The organism is Paenibacillus marinisediminis (genome assembly GCF_054343325.1).
Map to the genome: position 1 here is coordinate 211,305 of NZ_JBTGUH010000006.1, position 23,785 is coordinate 235,089.

General features: G+C 43.9%; 18 protein-coding genes. 4 read left to right on the top strand and 14 right to left on the bottom strand.

The genetic code is table 11. The features are described 5' to 3' along the window. Window positions 1–26: 26 nt before the first annotated feature. From ACXX53_RS15295 to ACXX53_RS15320, 6 genes are all read right to left on the bottom strand, one after another. Entirely contained in the window at window positions 27–437 is a 411-nt protein-coding gene (locus tag ACXX53_RS15295) for a YjdF family protein (RefSeq protein WP_458569528.1), read from the bottom strand. Window positions 438–616: 179 nt separating this feature from the next. Continuing rightward, window positions 617–1,633 (bottom strand): hypothetical protein, encoded by a 1,017-nt coding sequence (locus tag ACXX53_RS15300; RefSeq protein WP_458569529.1) that lies wholly within the window; start codon window positions 1,631–1,633, stop codon window positions 617–619. A gap of 232 nt (window positions 1,634–1,865) precedes the next feature. Continuing rightward, on the bottom strand, window positions 1,866–2,747 hold the full coding sequence (locus ACXX53_RS15305) for an alpha/beta fold hydrolase (RefSeq protein WP_458569530.1): 882 nt from the start codon (window positions 2,745–2,747) through the stop codon (window positions 1,866–1,868). Window positions 2,748–2,876: 129 nt separating this feature from the next. Beyond that, window positions 2,877–3,866 (bottom strand): MerR family transcriptional regulator, encoded by a 990-nt coding sequence (locus ACXX53_RS15310; RefSeq protein WP_458569531.1) that lies wholly within the window; start codon window positions 3,864–3,866, stop codon window positions 2,877–2,879. 63 nt (window positions 3,867–3,929) lie between these two features. After that, complete coding sequence (locus ACXX53_RS15315) at window positions 3,930–4,712, bottom strand: alpha/beta hydrolase (protein ID WP_458569532.1); 783 nt, start codon at window positions 4,710–4,712, stop codon at window positions 3,930–3,932. 39 nt (window positions 4,713–4,751) lie between these two features. Continuing rightward, window positions 4,752–4,979 carry a hypothetical protein gene (locus ACXX53_RS15320; RefSeq protein ID WP_458569533.1) on the bottom strand — a complete coding sequence of 76 codons (228 nt, stop codon included), beginning with the start codon at window positions 4,977–4,979 and terminating at the stop codon, window positions 4,752–4,754. 199 nt (window positions 4,980–5,178) lie between these two features. Here ACXX53_RS15320 and ACXX53_RS15325 point away from each other — a divergent pair, with 199 nt between their 5' ends. The 3 genes from ACXX53_RS15325 (at window position 5,179) to ACXX53_RS15335 (ending at window position 8,844) form a co-directional block, all read left to right on the top strand. Continuing rightward, window positions 5,179–7,284 carry a YhgE/Pip family protein gene (locus tag ACXX53_RS15325; RefSeq protein WP_458569616.1) on the top strand — a complete coding sequence of 702 codons (2,106 nt, stop codon included), beginning with the start codon at window positions 5,179–5,181 and terminating at the stop codon, window positions 7,282–7,284. A 217-nt stretch (window positions 7,285–7,501) separates the two neighbouring features. Beyond that, a complete protein-coding gene (locus tag ACXX53_RS15330; RefSeq protein ID WP_458569534.1) occupies window positions 7,502–7,633 on the top strand; it encodes a hypothetical protein in 132 nt (43 codons plus the stop codon). Window positions 7,634–7,806: 173 nt separating this feature from the next. Then, entirely contained in the window at window positions 7,807–8,844 is a 1,038-nt protein-coding gene (locus ACXX53_RS15335) for a helix-turn-helix domain-containing protein (RefSeq protein WP_458569535.1), read from the top strand. Between the two features lie 58 nt (window positions 8,845–8,902). Here the strand turns inward: ACXX53_RS15335 and ACXX53_RS15340 are convergent, their stop codons facing one another. The 4 genes from ACXX53_RS15340 to ACXX53_RS15355 form a co-directional block, all read right to left on the bottom strand. Beyond that, window positions 8,903–10,459, bottom strand: a complete 1,557-nt coding sequence (locus ACXX53_RS15340) for an SAM-dependent methyltransferase (protein ID WP_458569536.1) — start codon at window positions 10,457–10,459, stop codon at window positions 8,903–8,905. A gap of 98 nt (window positions 10,460–10,557) precedes the next feature. Beyond that, the gene (locus tag ACXX53_RS15345) at window positions 10,558–11,265 is read right to left on the bottom strand and encodes a DNA alkylation repair protein (RefSeq protein ID WP_458569537.1); all 708 of its coding nucleotides are present in this window, start codon (window positions 11,263–11,265) and stop codon (window positions 10,558–10,560) included. Between the two features lie 111 nt (window positions 11,266–11,376). Next, entirely contained in the window at window positions 11,377–12,801 is a 1,425-nt protein-coding gene (locus ACXX53_RS15350) for a PQQ-dependent sugar dehydrogenase (protein WP_458569538.1), read from the bottom strand. A 98-nt stretch (window positions 12,802–12,899) separates the two neighbouring features. Continuing rightward, on the bottom strand, window positions 12,900–14,459 hold the full coding sequence (locus tag ACXX53_RS15355) for an MFS transporter (protein WP_458569539.1): 1,560 nt from the start codon (window positions 14,457–14,459) through the stop codon (window positions 12,900–12,902). Window positions 14,460–14,632: 173 nt separating this feature from the next. On the opposite strand from ACXX53_RS15355, the gene ACXX53_RS15360 reads away from it, so the two are divergent. Beyond that, entirely contained in the window at window positions 14,633–15,154 is a 522-nt protein-coding gene (locus ACXX53_RS15360; protein ID WP_458569540.1) for a PadR family transcriptional regulator, read from the top strand. A gap of 258 nt (window positions 15,155–15,412) precedes the next feature. Here ACXX53_RS15360 and ACXX53_RS15365 read toward each other — a convergent pair whose 3' ends face one another. From ACXX53_RS15365 to ACXX53_RS15380, 4 genes are all read right to left on the bottom strand, one after another. Continuing rightward, on the bottom strand, window positions 15,413–19,651 hold the full coding sequence (locus ACXX53_RS15365; RefSeq protein WP_458569541.1) for a DUF4855 domain-containing protein: 4,239 nt from the start codon (window positions 19,649–19,651) through the stop codon (window positions 15,413–15,415). A 360-nt stretch (window positions 19,652–20,011) separates the two neighbouring features. After that, the gene (locus tag ACXX53_RS15370) at window positions 20,012–21,925 is read right to left on the bottom strand and encodes a hypothetical protein (protein ID WP_458569542.1); all 1,914 of its coding nucleotides are present in this window, start codon (window positions 21,923–21,925) and stop codon (window positions 20,012–20,014) included. Between the two features lie 35 nt (window positions 21,926–21,960). Beyond that, on the bottom strand, window positions 21,961–22,812 hold the full coding sequence (locus ACXX53_RS15375) for a carbohydrate ABC transporter permease (RefSeq protein WP_458569543.1): 852 nt from the start codon (window positions 22,810–22,812) through the stop codon (window positions 21,961–21,963). Next, window positions 22,812–23,741 (bottom strand): carbohydrate ABC transporter permease, encoded by a 930-nt coding sequence (locus tag ACXX53_RS15380; protein WP_458569544.1) that lies wholly within the window; start codon window positions 23,739–23,741, stop codon window positions 22,812–22,814. The genes ACXX53_RS15375 and ACXX53_RS15380 overlap by 1 nt, the downstream gene beginning before the upstream one ends. Window positions 23,742–23,785 lie beyond the last annotated feature (44 nt).

Below are 23,785 nucleotides of genomic sequence, written 5' to 3' on the forward strand. Positions count from 1 at the left end.
CATAAATGAATAAGAGGCTTTGACCATTAATGACCACGATGCTTTTCTTTTGCTTTTCGAATCTTAATTTCCCGCTTACGTTCCTTCATGGCTTCATTCTGTTGCTTGGCAGTTATCTTTCGTTCCTGCTTGCGTTTCTCATATTCCAGCTGCATAGCTTCTTGCGCATAGGTGGAAACCCCTTTGTTCCTCAATTCCTTCGAAACCATTCTTGCTAATCGTTTGGGATTAACTCTCTTGGTCTCGGGCAGCTGAATATTTATGCCCTGCGAAAGTCTGGCTAATAACGTAGATATCTCATTACGAATAAAATCCAGAACCTCCTCATCCTTAGGTTCTGATCCGAAGATATACCTTCCAGCCAGCAGCTTCCCTTGGACTTGCTCTTCGAAGACACCTACCCAGAATTGCCCGTCATGATAAATCGTAAGTTTCATGTGAAATCCCCCTCATTTTTAAACAGAACGATGGACATCCCGAGGGGGGAAGGTTACTGACATATCATCTCTACAAGATGCTATGCGCCTGGACTACCAACCAGACTGTGTTTTTTCGCTCTAGATCACATTATATTCACAATTTTTACCTCCTGTAAACCTTCTTCCCGAATCATGTGTTATTGATTTTTGCTTAGTTGAGCATGTAGGATGATTAATCCACTCATGACCAGCGTGAGACCAACCACCACCACCCAGCTAATCCATGTCAAACCATCAGGAGCGATCAGAGATTGTCCCCGTAATGCTTGCCAGTACAGCGAACCAACCAGACCGGCATAGCCCAGGCCGATAGCCCAAACCAAAGCGACACGTTGAACCGTCGAGAGCCGCGGAACACGCTGCTCCGAGAAAAACAAACCAACAAATGGGAGGACCTGAAGAGCATGCAACCCAACAAAATGGGCAATGCGTAGATCACCACCAGTAGTACTCCACCCCAGAAAGGGCAGTCCAGGGCCGCCATCTGGAATGCCAACGCTGTGTGCACCAATTATGAGAGGCAGATGTCCATCATTGTAAGCTTGTAGTTGTGCTGTGGTTGGCAGCAACATAAGGAACCCAATAAACATACCAAACAACATAATAGCTAGGCTCAGGCGCAATGACCAAATCAATGCAAAGTCGGTTCGACGCTCAAATAGAAGCAAGATAGCGGTCAAAAAGGCAGCCAAGAAGATCATTGTTACGCCAATACCCATGATTCGGTACACCATATCGTCAAAGGGGGTGGCTACGTTGAAATGGCTGCGGACACCGCGAATCACCTGTAAAATAATCAGCGCCATGTCTATTAGTACACCAATCGAGATTAAGGGAGTAAGAACCTTTACGATTTTTTTCCAACGCCGTAGAAATGAGAGAAGCCAGACGAATGTGAAGGAATAGACACTAAATGAGATAGCGAACTTAGCTGGCTTGATCCAGCCAGGAGCGCCAGCGATCACACGTTGATCAACGAGCAGCCCTATGCACGTTGCCAGCAGTGTGATGACCATCAGCAACCCAAGCATGGTCAACCATGCATTCAAATCCATTCCCTCACGAAGCCACATGAAGGGGTGAAACCCTTTGCTTTTTAGGAGTGGATTATGATGAGATTGAATTTTATTTGTCATGTGAGGTGTGAATTTCATAAGAACCTCCTTATAAAATAATGTAAATAATTTTGTGGTCCTAATTCTTTAAGTACATTCTAAGAGTCGGAGTTAATGTACCATATACCGGAATATCCCAAAACATTCTCGGGGCGTATAGCTGGATTAGACCAGAGATTGATTTTTTAAGGTATTCGAGGATCATAAACGAAGAAAGGCAACCGATTATATGAAATCAGATGCCTTCAAAAGTTTTTATAGGATTATCCCGTCAGTCCCGGCCCGCCTCGTATAGCTTCTGCGCCACCATGGCCGGCCTTGTGCGCGTATCCGTCATGTGGTCCCCATCGCCGACGATCAGGCGGAATAGACCGAGCCGTGTGGACATATGCGGATTCCAGCCGAAGCCCTCTCCTTGTGGCAATACGCCATCTTGGTAGAAATAAACATAGCCTTTGGGCATAGTCAGCGTGTAAAACGCTTTAAGATCCAGCTTCTCGAATAGCGGCTTCGCCGGTTCCGGAGTGACGCCTGCATACATCCGCTGGGCTAACTCCAAGGTGGCCGTATTGACGAACAAATCCCGAAACAGCGGAAACGGAAGCATAATCGTATCGTCCCTCGATTCGGCTCTGAGCTGCTCGAAAGCTTGCCTCGTTTGGGGCGGCAACTCGTCGGCAACCGACTCGCCGTCTTTCAATACGAACGCGTCCCAGAAGACGAGGCGCTTGATGCGGTCCGGCACCTGTTCGGCAACCTTCTGGATGACTGACCCGCCGAAGCTGTGCCCGACGAGAACGATGTCACGCAGGTTCAGCCTCGTTATAAAGTCGACCACGGACTTCGTGATCATCGCATGCGTGACAGCTTTGTTCGGATCTGTGCCGTGGCCTGCATATTCCGGCGTATAGACGGTATGCCCTTTGCTGCGCAGCTCCGCCGCTATGCCGTCCCAGAAGTGAGCGTCAGCCCAAGAGCCATGCACAAGCACGAAGGTTAGCGGCTGCTCAGGCTGCCGGTAGATTTCATCCGATTCCAGGGCGTCATACCACCAAAGCCATCTGCTATCGGAATAAGGATGATAATACCCGCAGGGCACAGACCGGTAATCTGAGCAGGGAAAATGAACATATTCTGGGCGATAAGGAAACATACACAGACATCCTCTCAAATCGACATATATCAGCATATGCCCATTGTGTTTGAGAGGTTCCCACACTCGATCCGCCGGCAAAAAAGAGATACCCTCTCTTTATGAGTATCTCCACAAGAAATTTCATAGCTATTTTTTCAACTTTGATTTGATAGGAAGCAGAAGATCCAATTGCGCAACTTTATCAAATTCTTCATTGCTCAAATGATGTTGATTAATGTAGTTTAAATGCTCTTCCAAAGAACCATGCATGCAATCGGGATCGCCCCAGTCTGGTTCATACTCATCATTGCTGTTAACCCATTCGGCAAGCCAACCCCATTCCTCGAAGTTCCCCATAGGAATCATGTGGGCGGCATATAATCCTCCCGGAAATTGCTTCTTAACAAACGGTTCATGGACTTCCATATCATCGGGAATGGTCACCCATCTCTCGTACCCATGGTCTGACCCGTCGGGTTTCCCCCCGTTCGGATGGTTAAAGCCATAATGACGCAAATCAGGCTTGATACTGGCAAGATTCGTCTGAATCATAAATTGTTGAAGCTTAACACCTGTGTCGTATTCCGGTGTCCCACCTACCAAGTGTATGGAGGCCACTGATGAGGGTGGCAAATATACAATCCTTACATCCTTCAGCTTGGACAAATGTTTATCAGTCACATTGAGTTCATTCATGCACATCTCCTCCTTAAGATTGGTTTTCATAATAGGCAGAGTTTCAATCATTTGCTGGATTGATTCATCAGTCAGAATAGGAAGGCTCACTTTCACTTCTGCATCTTCCCTTAGTCGGATTACAAATTGATCTAGCACCGTTCTAATTGCAGACAATGCCGTTATTTCACTTGATAGTTCTTTAATTTTCCCTTGAAAAATAGCTATTGCTACCTTGGAATCTTCCTCTTGCAAGAGTCTCTCAATTTCCTTCAATGGAATTCTTAGCTTTCTTAAGATCAGTATCTGTTCCAGCCTTTTCAACGAACATTCATCATAGGTGCGATAAGCATACCCATCTTTTTTCGTACTCTGGATCAATCCGATTTGTTCATAATATCTGAGCGTTCTTGTTGAGATTCCATAGGCTTTAGTAACCTCGCTAATTGTCAGCAGCTCCATAGTTCCTCCTTTCTATGACCAGCATAAGGTACGACACGACGTCAAAGTCAATTAGATCCGTATTCAAATAAATGATAACGACTTTAAATAATCCGCAATCATTAGAGTGCTCTCGTGGTAACCGCTATGCTCATGTTTTCCATAGTGAAAAAAGTCGTGACCCATGCCTTCATATGTAATAAAAGAAATGTCGTTCTTCTCGTCTACCATTCGTTTAACGAATTGTTGATTTTGTTCGTATAGGTCATCCGCTGTGCCGCACATCCATAACGTTGGAGGCAAGCATTTTTTTATGTTATGGATAGGAGATAGTTCTGTCGCTATATCTAGCAATTCTGGATAACGTCTACTCATAATGTCGACCCCGTCCATTCCAGCACCGAACACAACTAGAGCATTCGGAATATGGTCGATAGTTTGATTATCACCATCATCGTTTAGATGTTCAAACATAATAGAGGACACCGCAATGTATCCACCTGCTGACGAACCGCACACAACAATTTGATTCGGGTCTACTCCCAAATCATCTGAATGCTCCCTTACCCACCGAACAGCAGATTTAACATCCATAATGGCTTGAATTGGCGTGAATTGTTCGTCACTTCCATTACGATAGTCAACACAGATGGCAACCATACCTTTTGAAGAAAGATAATTGGCTTGATGTTGAAAGAGTACAGGTGTTACTAATGGTTTCTTTTTAAAACTACCGCCGTTGAAAAAAAGAATAGCAGGTTTGTTCTTTGAAGGTGCCTTAGGCTCGAAGATGTACAATTTCAACTGTCTATCGCCTATCACTTTATACGTTCTTTCAGTCACTGGGAAATCAAATGTTAACTGCACACGAACACCCCCTGAAAAGTTTGGAACAATAGTACCATATTATCCCATTATGGTGAAGTCAATAAAAACAATCTCGTCCATGGCATCATGCTTAGCATCCCGAAACAGGATATTCGTACCCTTCATAAGCTGTCTCTTAACATGCCTGATCTCTATATTCGCAGTCTTAGTCTTATCGAACAAGAAACCTCGCGAAGCCTTTGGGACGTTCGCCGTGAGCTCCGGACTCACGGAATAAGAATTCTGCAGCACACCCGCACTTCCCAAGGGATTGAAGCATCCTATCAGTGCAGAGGATATGAGCGAACCCTTTCGATTCCCTGGAAAATGATTCGTAAGGAATCCATCCATTCACTTTATCCGTATTCAGATTCCGAAATAACGGCATACTAGTCTAAACGTACCTGAAAGAGAGGGATGTGTTATCCGGAACCTCCTCGGTATCTATTTCACTGATCTTAAGAAGATTGGAACCAACTGGGCCGCCGCCATTATCATTGTAGGCCTTGCCATTCTGCCATCGCTGTACGCATGGTTCAACATTGCTTCTTCATGGGACCCGTATGGTCAAACCTCCGGGCTTCCGATCGCCGTAGCCAATCTGGACGCTGGTACTACACTTCAGGGGACAGCCTTGAATATCGGGGATGAAATCGTCAACTCGCTCAAAGACAACCACAATCTCGGCTGGCACTTTACCGACAAGGATTCGGCGATCCAGGGCGTCAAGCGAGGTGACGATTACGCGGCCATCATCATCCCTGAAGATTTCTCTGCCCGCATTGGAAGCGTACTGACCGACGAGCCAGCCAAAGCTGAAATTCACTACTATATCAATGAAAAGATTAACGCCATTGCTCCAAAGGTAACTGTCTCGGGAGCTTCCGGCATAGTTCAGAGCGTTAGCCAAAATATTGTTCAGACTGCAAGTGACACTATTTTTCGAATTTTAAATGAGTTGGGGATCGAACTTAAAAATAATCTCCCCGTTATCAACAAGGTAGAACGTCTTGTCTATAGCATAGAAAGTCAGTTTCCAGAACTGAACGCAGCGATGCAAACGGCCATCCAGGACATGAAGACAGCGAACGAAATCGTTTCTCAAGCTCAGAAGTCACTACCGCTGTTTGAGGACATCGCCACCAAAGGGCAAGAAACCGCTGGAGCGCTAGCCGACTTCGCCAAGCGCACCTCGGAAGCAGCCGTATCGCTTGATCCCCTGATTAAGCAGGATCTTGCCATACTAAACGAAGCCGCTATCTTCATTCAGCAAGTGCTCGATCAAGTCGAACAGTCCAGCCTTGCCCCCGCGGAAGCCGCGGCTGGCCTGAAGAAAGCAGTGGACCGAGCTGGTACTGCCGCTAAAACAGCGGACCTCCTCGCTGATCTGTTCGGGCGGCTGAATCAGGTACTGCCAGGAACCGTAAAGTTCGCTGACGATCTCAAGCGCTTAAGCGATCGCTTCACCGCCCTACAGAACGGCTTAGAAGATGCCGCTGCGACAATTAGTCCGGACGGTACCTTGGGACCAGAACAGCTCGCTAAGCTAAGACAGCTTGCCGACGACGTTGCCAAGCTGTCTGGAGAAGTGCTGACTCGATATGATAAGGAGATCGGTCCTCGAATTTCCGAGGCAATTAACCGCGGACAACAAGCCGCCCCGATCGTTCAAACGGAGATGGGCCGGGTTCTAGAGGGTCTACCGGAAGTACAACGGATTTTGCAGGATGCGGAAAAAGGCCTAGCCGCAGGAAAAGCAAAAGCTACTGAGATCCAGAACCATCTCCCTGAAGCCGAACAACAAGTTAAGGCGATTGCTGATCGTTTTCGAAAACTGGATCAAAGTGGCGAGATCCAGGAAATCATCGATTTTCTGAATAACAATTTTGAGCAGGAAAGCAATTTTTTTGCTGAGCCGGTCGTGTTAAAGGAAAACAGGCTGTATCCGATTCCGAATTACGGTTCGGCCATGTCACCTTTTTTTACAACGCTATCGCTCTGGGTAGGTGCTTTGCTTCTCGTTTCCCTCCTTAGCGTTGAGGTGCATGAAGAAAAGGACCCACCCTATCGCAACTGGGAGGTCTATTTTGGACGTTTCCTCACCTTCCTGACCATCGCCATCGTTCAAGCGTTATTCGTCACGCTTGGCGACATGTATCTGCTCGGAACCTATGTTGTGAATCAAGGCTGGTTCGTCCTGTTCGCGCTCATTAACAGCGCAGTGTTTATGCTGATTGTGTATACTTTGGTTTCGGTTTTTGGCAATGTCGGTAAAGCGATGGGCATTGTGATGCTCGTTCTTCAGCTTGCTGGTGCTGGCGGTACATTTCCGGTACAGATGACGCCGGCCATTTTTCAGGCTATTCATCCTTACCTCCCGTTCACGTATGCCATTAGCTTGATGCGTGAGGCAGTCGGAGGAATTGTGTGGGATGTCGTGTACCGTGATTTATTCTTGCTGGCCCTATTCGCAGCCGCCGCTCTTGTCATCGGCCTCGGCCTGAAAGGACCAATAAACCGCATCGGCAAAGGGATGGTCGAAAAATCCCGGAAATCAGGGCTGCTCCATTAACGACAAATCGCGGAAGCATCGGCTCGCCTGATGGATGCAATTGCAATTAAGGATGCCTTCACAACATATGATAGAGCAGCTGATATTAATGTAGATAGTGTTGTTGATTTAAAGGAAAAACACTTGAGGATATTTTAAAGATGCTCAAATAAAATGAATACATCAAACGCCTGTAGGTGGCTTAAATAGCTGCTTATAGGCGGTTATGTTTTGATGGATGGAGCAGCATTTAATCTGGGCCGAGGAAGAGACAGGTTCCGGAAAAGCGTTACAGTATGAGCTTTTAGCAGAAAGCTGCAGCTGCGACTGGCTGATCAGTATTGCCAATTCAATAACCGAATCAAAATGATCCAGCGCCAAGACCCCTTTTTCAAGGGGTTATTTTCATTTTCAGTAAGCTATAAAACTACTAATGTAACAAATAAGCTCATTCGTGTAACCACGCGGTCATTGAGGGTATTTCAAACAAAAAGTTATAATGCAATTGACTAGTCGACATGATCAAAGTGGGAGGTTAATCAATTGAATATTGAGATCGGTAAAAAGGTCAAAGCACTGCGTTTGCAAAAAGGAATGACTCAAGAAGAACTTGCGGCAAAACTGAATATGTCATCCCAAGCCATATCCAAATGGGAAAACAATGTAACAATGCCTGATATACAACTGCTTCCTAGTTTATCTGTGATTTTGGGGGTTACCATCGATGAGCTGTTTGCATTAACCGATGATACCCATCTAGAACGGATTGAAAATATGATTGGTAATGAACATTTTATATCAAAAGATGACTTTGCTTATGCTGAACAATTCCTTAAAGGAAAACTTAATGATGACGAAAAAAAGGCCCAATGCCTCACATTACTAGCCGAGCTGCACATTCATCGTTCAGAGGAGCACCGTGAATTAGCTTCCCATTTCGCCAAGGATGCACTGATATTAGCTCCAATTCATAAAAGGAATCATAACGCTTTACGGGATGCAGAGAATGGAGTCATATTGGACTGGAACTTCTCTAACAACCATAAACTCATCGAGTATTATAAAAATTTTGTGCCAAATCATCCAGATTACTGGCGAGGTTATGTATGGCTGATGAACTACTTACTTGCAGATGGCAGATGTGCTGAAGCTAAAGAAGTTCTAGATAGATTGAACGAAATCCATCCTGGTTATTTATATCCATTATATGGAGGACTAATATGCAAGGAAGAAGGTAACCTTTCTCAGGCACTCGTTCTCTGGCAGCAGATGACCGAACTGTATCCTCATGATTGGAGTGCATGGTCCTCTAGAGGGGACTGTATGGCGAAACTATGCAGATACGACGAAGCCGTTGAATACTACTCCAAAGGTCATGAACTACAGCCACATCCAAAATATACGGATTCGTTGATAGCCATTTCGCATATATATGAAATTCAAGGAAAATATGATAAGGCTATTGAAAAGCTCGAGGAAATCATTGCACTATTGGAAAGTGACTGGAACATTACGGAGGGTAAGACAGTTGATTCTCATAAAGGAGAAATAGAGCATTTAAAGACACTGCTGATACAATGAACGACAAGCCCCTTCCGCTAAAACGGCAGAGGGGGCTTTTCTTTTCACAATGGCGAAGCTATTCTGACTCAAATCTGTTCAACAATGCCCGTGCTTCTTCATGATCAGGCTCAAGTGTTACTAATTTTCTAGTGTAATTCAAAGCATCTTCTTCTAATTCCAGCTCGAAACAACAAATGGCTAGACAATAATATACAGTGGATACGGTCTCCTCTTGGTCTTCATGTATCGATATTTCTAAATACCTCTTGGAGTCCTCGTACATTTCCATCTCAAACAGTAACAATCCAGCATCAAGTGCGATGCCATAGCGCTGCTCCATGACGTAGTACGACGACCACATAAGCTCTATACCCCGCAAAATATCCTGCTTTTCTTCATCATTTGCATCCAGTAACAGACTAGAGATCTGTTTCGTACTCTGCAAGAAGAATTCCGCGTCATATCCGCCTAAACGCCAAAAGCTTAATATTTGCTGAAGCTCCATACTATCTATATTGGGATCTACCCATTCCTTCAAGCTAAAAAATTCATCCGGACCAAAGCGCTCAATAAATCGACGATAGGCTAACCTTGTTTGAAAATAGTCCATCGGTGTATCTATGTTGATCATACAACTCACATTTATATTTTTATAATGATGCGGGGGAAATAACGCGAGGGCTCCGTTCTGTTCCAATACTTGCTGAATCGCATGGTAGTTTGCCGTTACAGAAAAGCTTCCATGCAGAATCAACTCCGGCGGTTCCGCGAATTTCCAGTTTTCAAGTAAGTGATCCCCTTTGTCTGCTGTTATTAATAGAAATCCCTCCTGCGACAACTCGTTTAAACGTTCTAAACAAGTTAATCCGGCGACTGGAAATAAAATATGTGAATCCTCCAATTGTTCCTGATATTGAGCTATGACATCACGATAAGGATACGTTTCTTGCTCATACTTCGGCGCCCGCCGATGTTTATACTGTAAAGATATTTGATTAAGTAATTCTGATGGTTTTAGTGAATCTCTATGTTTAGGATATTCGACGAGTACATCTGCTTCGTAAATTTTACCTTCACCCACATAAAGCAGCTCTTGCGGAATACTATCAAAAAAGTAGTTAGCCACTATGACTAAAGGCTGTTTTAAATCTCCTTTTCTTATGGTCGCATCTGATACAACCAAGTTCAGATCCGTGTCATGAACAGCATCAAATCGTGCGAAATCGAGTATTCCCTTAGCAATAAAAGTCTGTAGAGCTGGATGCTCCCTCCAGGCCAACACATTGTTCATCGCCAAGTCAGTCATGATATATCGAAACGGAGGTAGTGCGATCCCCACATGGTCTATCAACTGACATAACTCGTGTAACACATGGAAAGCAAATCGCCCCGCTCCAGCTCCAAGTTCCACAATTAAAACAGGTTCTAAGCTTTCTCCCTTATATGCTCGGTCTTGAAGAAACCCAAATATCATTTCTGCGTATGCCGTAGCGATCAATGGATTGCACGTTATATATTGAGGAACTTGGTCGTTGTTCCAAGCCTTCAATCCTTCTTCTTCATAATATTTTCGCTGAATATTCCATATAGGCGCTTCACTAAAGCGGTAACTTTGCTTATTATTAACTGTCATTTAAACCTTATCCTGCTCTCTGGAAGTTATTCGATCCCTGTATTCGGTGTTGGAATCGTTATTTGTAATATCCTATTATTATAACCGCCTATATTTAACTAACACCTTACATATTTTCGTTTGAAGCCGAGCTGCCCTTTATCTACTGCCTTTTGAATATTAACGGAAGCGTTCAAGAACTTGCTTTTTGCGCTGCCTTGATTGACTTCCACCGGGCCAACTTCCTTGGCGATCTCGACTGCCTTATCATGAAGCTGCTGATAGGATACTGCCACAGTGTACATGAAATTGTTCATCGCGTATTTCGTACGTTCAGGGGCATCATGAATCGTATTTTTTACTAGTTCCAACATATCGGCTATTTTCTCTTCGGAAAATTCACTGTCCGGATGATTGCCGAGCATCCAGCAGTAACAGCTCCAGCCCGCAGACATTTTTAGTTCTATATTGCTTGCAATCCATTTATCCGAAACTTCTTGCGCAATATCCGTTTCTGCCAAAGTTACGGCTACCACATAATCCGATAGCATATAAAAATAAGCTCCGTCAATCCACCGTTCAAAGTCCGCCTCAGACATTGCTTTAGGATCCGCGATCACCCCAGCAAAGTACATAGCGTCGTAATTTCCTGTAGCATAGAGCTCCTCAGCCAATGGCTGGTTAAGTTTTATTTTCTTGAAAATGGGCTTCATCGCGCCTGTAGCAACACCAAAAAGTGGTTCGTGCGCGCCATTAGATAGGTATATTTTCTTGGTGCGTTCCTTGCCAAGAGCTTCAAGCTCGTGCATGACCATTTCTAGATTCATTATTCGCACTTCCTTTATTAATGGCTTGTCGTTAGTGATTAAGTCGTCTTTAACATGAATATAACATAAAGCGGCCTTGATCCCATAAAATCAGGACCAAGACCGCTTAATTTATCGAACAATTTCAAACACGGTCCCTTGGTTAGCATCAGCTACTTTCATAGAACCATAAACTCCTAAATATAATCTGGTTTGATCCAGATTCGTGCCCAAACTAACGTAATAAGCGGATTGAGACCCAAAATTATAATCGGTTTCAATAACACTAAAATCATTAAGCTTACAATCTGTTCTTACCCTGGTGTAAGCCAGAACTCCTCTAACCGGAGGTTGAGATCCTTCATTCCGAGCTAGATCGGTAAACACAACGCTTCCCGTTAGATCGGGGATTTCATTCCCCATATAGGACTGGACTCCTGTAAGTGCAGTTGCTCCAAACTTATCGGGTCGGGAATCTTCATGAAAATAACTAGTTAGAGGCTGCAGACGCCGTACAGAAGTTTTTACTGCCTCATCGTAATAAGCAATCGTTTTCTCATTTAAAGTCGAATTTGCAGTGCAGCCCCTTATGATCGAAGTAGGAAAAGCACCCTCCCACCCTCGCCAGCCAAAGTTAATAAATCCTTCTTGGTCAGGTTCAGAATTCATTAACGATGCTTGAACAAGCTGGGTGACCGGTATCGGTTTATATTGGACAAATGAAAATATCGACTCTACCAGATCCTGTCCGACATTCCCCACATATTTGATGTACTGATTATAAACCCTTTGAAATGAAATGCCTGGTATATTGCGGACCCCTTTGGCCATCACCGTAAGCGTCTGCTGAATAGATATGGGAAGTTCATTAAAACGTGTAACCACGGGGGGATTATCGATAAATGTACTCTTACGTACATCAATTTCAATTATTTTACCGGCAATCTCCATGTCATCCTGGCTTAAATTAAATGGATCATAGCCTGATCCACCATCTCCGGTTGTTAGGACAAGTTTCCCCGTTTCAGGTGAAAAATTCAGGCTATTGACACCATTATGATTTAAAAATGGTCTTCTTATGTTAAGTAATGTCCGTCGTCTTTGAGGTTGACCATTCGGTTGTAACATCCATTCTTCAACGGTATCGATATGATCATATTGCGTTTCTCTATTTATCCACCTTCGATTTAAAGTTCCGGGATCACACGGGTTAGGCTTAAAAGATTCAAAAGCACCTGAAAGGGCACCTGTTCCTTGTGTTCCTGCTACTGAAAAATGAAGATAGAAAAGGCCGTTGTAATAAAATTCCGGGTGAAACGCTAGCCCTAGCAATCCCCGTTCATCATATCCTCCACTAGAAACACCTAGCTTTAAGATTCGCGGGCTAATATCTAAAAAAGTTCTTATAACTCCGTTCCGTATGTTAAAGATCTCTCCTACCTGGGTTGCAATAAATAGGCTTTCAGTTGAGTCACCCGGAAGTATAGCCGTCTTCAAAACAGTGGGCATATTTATCTTACTTGCAATGGGCCGTAAACTAACCTTAACTTTTATCAACTGCCTTCAGCCCCCTCCTCTTATTTCTTTTTTTAGAAATATGATCAGGACTGTTCCTTTAGCACTCGCCACTTATGGTACGACTCTCCACGCTTTAGTCACGCGGTCTGCTGGTTCTTTTCTTTTTTCCGAACCACACCAATGATCGCAGCAAGCACTACACAGAAGGCACAAATAATCGTCGATGTAATAAATAATCCGCTGTAACCATTTCCCACAACCTGATGAAGAGAATCCATCAATACCTGCTTGATCGTTGGATCTTGGATCTGTTCGAAGCTAGCCTGCAGGGAGTTGAAATCCATTTGGCTCGGCATTTGCATCATCATATCAGAGCCAGTGAGTGGGATATTCGCTGCTTTCATATTGCTTTGAATGACATCCCCCATATTCATAAACGAACGTGCGATAAACCCTGCAAGGAACGTTGGAGCGAGAGTCATCCCAATCTGACGAGCAAGTGATGTGGTTGAAAGTGCAACCCCTTTGTTCTCTCCTGCTTTCTCAGTCGCTAATACATTTACTGGTGCGCCGATCATTGAACCAAAGCCTACACCGACAAAAATGCTGGCAAACACCATTTCCCATTTCGTTGTTACCCACAGTGGGAACAGCAGGAATCCAAACGCCGCTATGGAGCTTGCAACTAACAATGTAAAGACAGAGCCCTTTTTATCAACCAGCCGTCCACCGAATGCCGCCCCGATCCCTGAAGCGAGAGCAAGCGGTGTAAACCAGTAACCCGCTTCCGTGCTGCTTACGCCAAGATACTGCTCAACAAAACCTGGAACGAATATAATCGATGCGATAATCGCGCCCGAAAACATCGCAAATACGAGCGTCCAGCGGAAAGTATTGTCTTTAAACAGATATGTTGGCAGAATAGGGTCGATCGATGATTTTTCTACGTTTTTCTCAACAAAATAGAGGATGATAAGCAGCACAACCCCTGCACCGAAAAATCCTAGGAAAGATGCTGAGGTTAGGCTATCCACAAAGTTCACGCCATCCAAATTCGTAAATCCATACATCATGGATAACATCGCTAAGCTGAGCAACGTTACGCCGACCCAGTCCATACGTGATTTCGTAAGAGTCTGTGTTTCGTGAATATATTTCACACCGAATACAAGCAGTAAGATGGCAACTGGAACATTAATTAAGAACAGCCAGTGCCAGCTTCCGGTAACATCCAAGATAAAGGCACCAATGTTTGGTCCAAGAACGGCTGCAATTCCGTTCATACCACCTAGCATCCCCAGCATTTGTCCTTGCTTTTCTCTTGGAAAATTATTGAGGACAAAGGAGCTAGCGATAATGAAGATACCGCCGCCGCCCATGGACTGAAAGAATCTTGCGATCAAAAACCATGTAAAGTTCGGACTCAATGCAACTAATAATGATCCTAAACCAAATATTATGACTTCTAGGATAAATATTTTTTTGCGTCCATATCGATCGGAGAGTTTCCCGATAATTGGAACACTTATGGCTAAACCTAATGTGTATACCGTGATCGACCAAGCCCCCCAAGTCGGGGATACGTTAAATGCCTTGGTTAATGTCGTCAACGCCGCGGTAATGATCCCGTTATCCAGTGCCGCCATAAACACCCCGACAGCGAAAACGATCAAGCTTACTTTTAATTCACGTTTCATACTCACACCCCATTTTAGAACCGAAGATTGAGAATCCTTAGATTCTTGTGTATACTAACAGCATATAGTCACCCGTGACTATTTATTCGTGATCATATTTTAGCAATTCATTTTTATATAGTCAAGTGTGACTAATTACATATGATTAACACAATTTTAAGAAGGTGACAACTATGGATGAGCGTATACTCTTAATTCTTGGATTATTAAAATCCAATAGCCAGCATGGATATCAGATTAATGATTTTATTGAGCGCAACTTGGGACGAGTATCCGACATGAAAAAAGCAACAGCCTATTCTTTATTGAAAAAACTGCATGAGAAAGGCTTTGTCGATGTAACGATTGAGCAAGAGGGGAACCGCCCATCTAAGCAAGTGTATTCAATTACCCCATCAGGTGAAGAAAAATTCTATAAATTGTTGCGGCAGTCCCTTGTTGTTGTGGACGATTATGTTCCACGGGGTGATATTGCATTATGCTTTATCGATCAGCTTCCAACAGAGGAGGTTATCAAGTATTTACAAACCAAATTAATAGCGATTGATAAGCTGCTCGCCACTTATGAAAATATACCCATGCGCGCCGAGCACACCAAAGGTGTGAATCTATCGATCGAACACCGAATTGCATTGTTCCGCTGTGATCGGACATGGCTTACAGAGACAATTGAAAAACTTTCCGCAGAGGTTTAAGACAATAGAAAAAAGCAGCAGCCCGCTCCCATAAGGATTGGCTGCTGCTTCTTCTTTTAAACGGCTCACTGGAATGAACGATACAAGATAACTTACTTGTCTGAAATAGCGCCAAGCACACAATTAAGACTGACAAACATGAGATCAAGATGATCTTGGTCCGATTCGACATCTCTCGTCATGATGAGATTGCAATCTTCGATACTGAAGGCGCCTGTGTCTGATCAGCTGGCTTCTCTTTAATAAACGGGTATGAGCTTAGAACTGAGATTCAAACATGTTGTACAGCATCATCGCACACTCTGCACGAGTTGCTTGAGCTTGTGCATCAAATATTCCGTTCTGCTTACCATTCATCCATCCGTGTTTAACAGCAATGGCTACTGCTTCTCTTGCCCATGGACTAATGGAGTCGGCATCCTTGAATGTCAGCTCACTTCCTTGGTCAGAGCTATTGCTAAGGGCTCCAGCTGCTCGTGCTAACATCAATGCCATCTGCTCGCGAGTAATCGGCGCATTCGGATCAAACTTATCTGCCGTTACCCCCGTTGTTACGCCAGCAGCAACAGCCGCTGCCAGAGCATCTCTATACCATGCATCAGCAGGAACATCGCTAAATCCTGTTGGCTGAGATGCAGGCTTCAGTTCAAAAATGCGTGCTACAAGCGCCGTAAATTCTGCTCGTGTCAGCTTACCGTTTGGATTATAGCTGTTTGCGTCAACACCGTTAACAATATGCTTTGCATTCAAGGTACGGATCGCCATATTCGCCCAATGTTTATCAGGCACATCAGTGAACGTTCCTTTCCATTCCTTAAGCTCATATATACCACCTGAAGTAATGCTTGCTGTTAGATTGTTTCCAGCGCGCTTACCTCCTACGAATGTTTCTTTACCATCTGCTCCAATCGCATAAATACCGCTTAAGCGAGTATCTTGACCCGCTTCTACTGTTAATTGCAATTGAACAGGCTTTGCAAATGATTCATATACATGTGCTCTGCCATCCTTATCAAGGATAGCAAGCTGTAAATCTACACCTTTACCATCCGCTTGCGACTTAAAGGAAATCGAGAAGTTAGCCACCTGCTTTACATCCAGCTTTAATGCAGCTAACATGTCTGCAAACACTTCATTAGGAATGATTAGTGATCCCTCTTGACGTGTAACTTCAAGAACACCATCTTTAAGCACTTGAGCTGCATTAGCTGGCAGCAGAATCTCTGTGCTTCCATCCTTCATCTGAATCGTTACTTTGTTCCCTGCTTGCGGTTTCAGTTCATCTTCTGTTACATTCTGCTTACCTGGCTCATCCTTAACCTGATCCTCATCACTCTCATTGTTTGGAGGTGTTGATGGCTGCTCCTTATTCACAACCTTGAGTGGAGCGGAGGAGGTCTTTCCGCCATATACAGCTAATACTACTGTTTCTCCTGCTTTAACTCCTTGAATCGTAAAACCATTCACTTGAGCAATTCCCTCTGATGTCGCCGTCAATTCGACTCCATCCACAAGATTTACGCCAGTAATGACATCGCCCAGTTGATATTCCGCGTATACAGATGCTTGCACACTCTCGCCTACTTTAATGCTGTTGCTTTGAAGAGTAAGCTTGATGGAATTCAATTCAGGTGTCGGCACTACCGTGCTGTTTACCGAAACGAGCAACTCCATGGTAATGCCACTGAAAGTTGCAGTTACTACTGAAGTACCTTCCTGTAAAGCCACTAACTTGTTTCCAGCGACCGCAACAATTTGCGGTTTCTGGGCTTCCAGTGTCGTCCAAGATGATACATCAAACTTGAGCGGACCATAGACTGCACTTGTTACAACCTCATGCATGTCTCCCGGCTTCAACTGAACCTGAATTGCATTCAACTGTATACCATCAAACGCATGAACCTTTATTGTTGGCACCTTAACTGCTTCACTAGATCCGATGCCTGGAATTGTAGAAGTAATCTCATAGTTATGAACTCCTGCCGATGGCGTTGGAACGACAATCTTGACTGGTGTTTCACCTGCACCTACTGCTTGTGCAATGATTGAACCTTGTTCTTTGACCAATATTTGAGCATCTTGAGTAGCTTTAACCTTGATCATCACATCTGAACCCTCTGCAATATCATTCGGACTGATTGGCTCTAGTAATTGAACAGTGGGCGGATCTACGTTAACTTCGGATTTTTCACCTACTCCGGATATTTCCTCTAAGAACAACCACCAGGTATTTGAATGTCCAAAGCTGGCTCTGATATAGCGAGCTTCGAGCTCTTTCGGTGGAGAATAGGTATAGTTCAGAATCTCCATACCAGATACTGCAGGAACCACCTGCGCCTCACTACTGGTTACAACCCCAACCTGTGTCCAGTTTACACCATCTGGTGAGATAGAAAAGGTTACTTCAGACGATCCATTTACACCCGCTTCGCTCCAGCCAGTGAAAGACATGGTGAGCGCAGAAAGGTTATAGTTCTCTTCAAGATCCAGGGTAACATCATACATAACAGCGGGGTCGTCGAAGTAACCCTGGTTTAATTCGGGATGTTTGTCGCGATCAGACACCGCATATTTTCCATCTGTCAAGTAATGTGCTCTTTCAACCGCTTTATCCCATTCTGCTTGTTTGACGAGATTTGCATCCCGGTAAGATAAACTGACAGGCTTACCAACAGAAATCGCATCGGAGAAATCAATGTCTTTGCCTTTCACAAATTGATAAATGGCATCATAGAGGTATCTTGTATTGTTCACATTGTAAGATAAATCTACAAGAGCATTGGTACTCATATACCAACCAATTAGTGAAGAGTTCTGATATCCCAGATCTGACGCGCTTCCCCGATCAAGATACTCCTTGAATTTAGTAAGATAAAGGAAGTCCGTTTCTGCTGCACCACCAAGCTCCATTTCTACACCAAGTCCATACATTTTGGAAAGCTCAGCCGATTCGGTAAGACGACTAGTGTTGGCTTCTTTTGAGAAGGCATAGTTCGGTTGCATAATGGCGTAATCAAAACCGAAAGATTCCCACTTATGGAAACCTTGAGCTTGAAAAAGAGGTATCCAATAAATCTGTTTTCCGGTGTCTTTAACTACTTTGGTAATCTCTTGAATAGTCGCGGCGGCTAAAGGATCCAGGCTTTCATAAATAACCTCATCATAATAATAGAAGCCATCGAGAGTTATATTTTTATAGTGCTGCGCTTCAAAAAGCTCAATAGCTTTGTTTACATACCACTCTACCGCAGCACGTCGATTCTCTATTGCTTGTTCATTCCCTCCAGAGGCCTCCGGTGTGAAGTCAATCTGTTTTCCATCAATCACGCCCCAGTTGTCCTTCACATGAACAGGGGGGAGTATGGTCATTTTTACGCCGATTTTTTTATTCGGATCATTAAGTGCTTCTTTCGCTTGTCCTGCCGCTATATCTAAGGCATCTAAGTTATAGGGATCGTCACCATCTGGACCATGCAAAGTATGTTCAATATACTTAAGCCAGCCTGATTGTCCAGAATAATTCTCTGGTGGAGTACCATCCACATATAAGGGCATTTTTCCTTCGCTATCAAGAGTTGGGTGTGGCAGGAACGTAAGAGAATCAAAAAGCCAATCTTTTATTTGCCCATCTTTGTCCACATAGGTAATGGTTCGAATCAGATCATCTACTGTTTTGTAGGTAGGCTGCTGTGAATAGTCCCAGCCCGAATAGATTAGCATTTCGTGTTGAATTCCCTGTGACTGATCCGTAAAAGCATATTTATTTTTTTTAATTGCAGGCAGGAAGGGATCTCCTGTTGTAAAATCATCGGCATTGGCAACCGATTCAGGGGTTCCCATTACATATACTTCATCGATAAATGCCCAGACCCCAACCTCGTAGTATATTTTCACATAGCGAGCGTTGTAGTTTAATCCAGAAAGCTCATAAAAAACATGATCCATTGGGTCGGAACCCGTTGGTTTTTGTGAATCATGGATCACTTCGTCTCCTCGTACCTCACCCACCTTATAATATTCTTCGCCATCTTCGGAAAGATAATAAGTCAGCCCCACTGGAAACTCTATCCCATATCCACTGTGATACCCAGCATGCAGAGAGAGTTCGGTGATGTTGGAGATCTGGCCCAAATCAATATTAATTTCTCTACCGATATTTCGGTAGTTTTCGAGATAGAGGGAACGAGCGCCATTACCATTCCATGGTTTCCCTACCCAACCGTCTTCAAATTCTGCGGTGGATGCGGTTTGGCCATCAGTGATTCGATCAACGATTTGCGTCTCTACTTCATTTACAGAAAGACTACTATCTGTGGGATGGGGGCTGGTGCCTAGCCCGGTTAGGATTAACTCAGCCTTCTTCCCTAAAGCTAGATTCTGTTCTTCCCCGTAGCTTTTTTGGGTTGTAGATGTTCCGTAATCTGCGGAAGCAGAAACGCCTTCCACTATGTTGTCTGCAGCGCTAACATGCAGCGGGAACAGACCAACAATTAACATAAATATTAGTGCGCTAGCAATGTATTTTGAAGCACGCTTACAACAATTCATTTTCTCTACATCCCTTCTTAGTACATTTAGTTTATGTGCAAGAGATTACGAGTCCGATGAATGCTCCACAATATTGCATGCTTTGCAGCAATAACGCAGCTATAGATCGGATCCATCGCAATTCACTTGCCCAAGAAGATACGTGAAAATGCTTTGCCCTGAACTTTGTAAAGCGGAAACAATTTGCTAGTAATCGATCTCACAGCCATGACATAGCTCTGTGTGCATCGTATGTAATCTCGCCCTCCCTACATTATGAAACACCAGAAAAATGGGCGAAATTCATATTCTAGTGAGACCGCTTATTTTCTAATAAAACCGTATTAGCTTATCCTTCAGCAGTCCCATTAGAAGCCCAGAGGTAATCTCAGCAACTGTCCAGCCCGATTCAATTGCCCAAGGCCCCCAGCCTTGGTCAGCCGGAGATCCAAATACTTCTCCCAGCCTTACATCAAATCCCCTGGCCCAAGCTCCGTGCAGCACGGGGTCGTCACTGTACAATTGAGCTGTAATCATGAACTTCGCCGTTTCTTCCCATAACTGCCAGAAGTAATCGTCCTTCGTTACGAAATGAGCCTGTATAAAAGCAACCGGCAGCCAGTTATTCGAATATAATAAATCGACAATTGGATTACCATTCTCCACAAGTAACGAGCTTTCCCCTTGCCCCTTCTCTTGCCTCATTGCCGCTTTATACCCTTCATCCCACTCTATGTAAGCCCCGGATACGTGCTTAAATTTTTGCAAATCTTTCGTTACACGGTACAACCATTGCTTATGCTCAGGTTTGTCCGTTACCCAGAATAACCAGCTCAGAGGCAATATTAGGCGACAATACTCCTGCGTCTCACTCTGCTCTCGAATCGTCTCAGGGTAAACAGACAAGATGGCATCTAGACCTTTAATGGCTGTAGTTAGAAACTCTTCTTTTCCCGTTAGCTTGTAAGCTAACAATAATGCTGCATAATAATAGCCATTGTAATGTGCGCTAGGTAGATTCCCCGGCTCATCTCGCAACTTCTGAAGTTTCTCAGCAGTCAAATTTATATTATCCGTACGAAACACTCTTGTTCCATCGGTTCCCGTAGTACGAACCAGAAACTGCAACGCGGCTGTTATGTCATCCAAGTGATTGTCTGTACCCGTATACAAACACTTTAACAATTGCGGCATGACAGCACGAGCCACATCGTCTTGATAGCATATTCCCCACGCTTCTTCCGTCCAGCGCACCATTCCATATAATTCATCTGCTTCCCGTGAAAAAAAACTGTCAAAAATACATTGCTGCAGCTGATTGGAAACAGTCAAGCCTCTGTTGTCCTCGGCCCACAAATAGTTCAAGAAGTAAGGCATGGACACTTCTCCGATGCAATCTACTCTTCGCATCGTGCTAACCTTTTGCTTCCCATCGGGATAGATTTCCGTACCGAAGCCTTCAAGCACACCTGTCTTGCCTTCGTCATACAAGGTGCCGGAACGGTCGAACCACTCCATGGCGAGATGAACGCTTTGCTGAACTTGCTGCTGCAGTTGCCGTTCATCATCCCACTTCCCTGTTGTGTACGCTGGAGTAACATCCACTTCTACTTTCTCATCCATTAACCAGCTTACTATAAAAGATACGACTTGCTTGATTCCGGCATTCGGTGAGAATCTTGATTTCACAAAATTAGCCATTCGGAAGGAACAGATGAGCAGGTTGTCCGGCTGATCAAACCATAAGGCTCGATCGGATATCGACTTGTAGATTTCATCCTGCACGACAATCTGATCATGTCCATTGATTGCCGTATATTGAAGGATGGGCGCCGTATGAACGCAAGCGATCTCGTGCGGTTTCAAGCGCATCCCGCATTGGTCGTCTATCAGCATCCCTACAGACAAGCCCTCTATCGCATTCGAATCGGAACAATAGACAAGCCGGTCAAAGCGTGTGCTTACAGGCGGCTCGAAATAAACGTGTCCAATGCTGGCAACGTACTCGGCAAATACTCTTTTTCCTTTATTAATTTGCGCTTCAATACAGATACGCTCCTGCGAAGAAAACAAGATCGGCTGATTGGATGTTCCGCCAATAATAGCAATGGCATCGAATAATTCCAAATCGGTGTGCAACAATTGCGATCGGCTAATGATTGTAAGATGAGGATCTAATTGAAGCATATGCTCCAATAGATCGCTGCTCTCCTCCGTAATGACCGCTACTTTACTGTTCGACATTGACTTCCCCCACATTCAAATGTTTGTATGAACGACTACTTCATCCCTGTAATGCTTATTCCTTCAACAAACTTTTTCTGTACAAAGAAATAAAGGATGATGATCGGAAAGGTGAACAATGCAGCAGCAGCCATCAATGGGCCCCAAGCGACACTGTTTTCGCGAATAAATTGCTTAAGTCCAATAGACAACGTCCATTTATCAGGATCATGCAAATAAATCAATGGGCCCTGGAAATCTCCCCACGCTCCGAGGAACGTTAGCAATCCAATCGTCAAGATGACCGGCACAGCTAGCGGCAAAATAATAGTTGAGTAAATGCGAAACTCTGAAGCGCCGTCAATTTTGGCAGATTCCGTAAGCTCATGAGGCACACCCATAAAAAACTGACGAACTAAAAATATATTATAGGCAATCCCTGTTCCAAACCAGGTCGATAATACAAGCGGCCAAAACGAATCTACTAAATTTAGTTTATTAAAAAAAACGTAAATCGGGATCATCGTTACTTGGCCTGGAAGCATAAGCGTACCCATCATTATGATGAACAAAAACGTTCTTCCTTTAAAATCTATTCTAGAAAATCCATAAGCTACAAGTGGCGCAATGATAACGACGCCGATTACAGAAAGAAAAGCAATTACCAGTGTATTGAATGTAAATAAGCCAAATGGAATCATACTAGTGGCATCCGCATAGTTGTGCCAATTGAGTGTTTCAGGCCACCAAATGACCGGGATAGCGAAAATTTCTTCCTCCGTTTTCAATGAGGTGAGAATAAGCCACAGAAAAGGGAATAAGAAGAGTATACCTACTAGGGTTAATATAAAATGACTGAATATTTTCTCTTTCGCTGATCTATTCACCCGCAATGCTTTAGCAGCCATTATTTGTCACCCCCGTAGTGAACCCATTTCGCTGAAGTTCGGAAAACAATAACTGTTAGAATAAGAACTAGAACAAATAGTAACCAGGCCATTGCAGAAGCGTAGCCCATTTTAAGAAAACTAAACGCATTCTGGTACAAATAGATGGCATAGAATAAAATCGAATTCTCTGGTCCGCCAATCGCTTGACCGCCATCTGCAAAAATAAATCCTTGCGAGAAATACTGAAAAGATCCGATTAAGCCCATAATAACAAGAAATAACGTCATTGGAGAAATGGAAGGCCACGTAATCTTCCAGAACTTTTGCCAAGCTGTAGCTCCATCAATCGAAGCCGCTTCATAATACAGTTTCGGAACGTCCTGCAATGCGGCCAAATACATAATCGTTGTCGTTCCAGTGCCCCAGAAGCCCATTATAATTAATGACGGCTTAGTCCAATTCGGATCTAGCAGCCAGTTCGGCTCTGGAAGCCCCACCATGCCTAGCAGTTGATTAATGAGTCCATACTGCGCATTAAGCAGCCACATCCACAACAATGATGCTGCGACGACAGGCACGAGCGTCGGTAAAAAATAAATGGTACGATAAATCGACTGCCCTCTCACACCCCGATTTAATAACAAGGCAACAGCCAGTGCGAACGCCAATTGTGGGAACAAGCCAAACACTGTCATGAATATCGTATTGTATAGCGACAAGTACATTTTGGGATCTTGAAATAACGTAATGTAGTTCTCCATACCGACCCAATTAGGAGGAGAAAATAGATTGTAGTCCGTCATACTATAGTAAAACGATGTAATGATAGGCAACAGCTGAAAGAATAATAAACCGAACAACCATGGAGAAATAAACAGCAGTCCTGTAATTAATCGTTTTCTAGCTCTCTTCTTTATTGCTTTTTGGGAAACTGCGTATTCACCCATATCGCATAATCTCCTATCCAAAAAGTAATGGAGAACAGTCGAAG

Excerpts from the sequence above, each read along its gene's own strand:
- ACXX53_RS15295 (WP_458569528.1), bottom strand. The coding sequence starts at position 437 with ATGAAACTTACGATTTATCATGACGGGCAATTCTGGGTAGGTGTCTTC.
- ACXX53_RS15300 (WP_458569529.1), bottom strand. The coding sequence starts at position 1,633 with ATGAAATTCACACCTCACATGACAAATAAAATTCAATCTCATCATAAT.
- ACXX53_RS15305 (WP_458569530.1), bottom strand. The coding sequence starts at position 2,747 with ATGTTTCCTTATCGCCCAGAATATGTTCATTTTCCCTGCTCAGATTAC.
- ACXX53_RS15310 (WP_458569531.1), bottom strand. The coding sequence starts at position 3,866 with ATGGAGCTGCTGACAATTAGCGAGGTTACTAAAGCCTATGGAATCTCA.
- ACXX53_RS15330 (WP_458569534.1), top strand. The coding sequence starts at position 7,502 with ATGGAGCAGCATTTAATCTGGGCCGAGGAAGAGACAGGTTCCGGAAAA.
- ACXX53_RS15340 (WP_458569536.1), bottom strand. The coding sequence starts at position 10,459 with ATGACAGTTAATAATAAGCAAAGTTACCGCTTTAGTGAAGCGCCTATA.
- ACXX53_RS15345 (WP_458569537.1), bottom strand. The coding sequence starts at position 11,265 with ATGAATCTAGAAATGGTCATGCACGAGCTTGAAGCTCTTGGCAAGGAA.
- ACXX53_RS15355 (WP_458569539.1), bottom strand. The coding sequence starts at position 14,459 with ATGAAACGTGAATTAAAAGTAAGCTTGATCGTTTTCGCTGTCGGGGTG.
- ACXX53_RS15360 (WP_458569540.1), top strand. The coding sequence starts at position 14,633 with ATGGATGAGCGTATACTCTTAATTCTTGGATTATTAAAATCCAATAGC.
- ACXX53_RS15365 (WP_458569541.1), bottom strand. The coding sequence starts at position 19,651 with ATGTTAATTGTTGGTCTGTTCCCGCTGCATGTTAGCGCTGCAGACAAC.
- ACXX53_RS15370 (WP_458569542.1), bottom strand. The coding sequence starts at position 21,925 with ATGTCGAACAGTAAAGTAGCGGTCATTACGGAGGAGAGCAGCGATCTA.
- ACXX53_RS15375 (WP_458569543.1), bottom strand. The coding sequence starts at position 22,812 with ATGGCTGCTAAAGCATTGCGGGTGAATAGATCAGCGAAAGAGAAAATA.
- ACXX53_RS15380 (WP_458569544.1), bottom strand. The coding sequence starts at position 23,741 with ATGGGTGAATACGCAGTTTCCCAAAAAGCAATAAAGAAGAGAGCTAGA.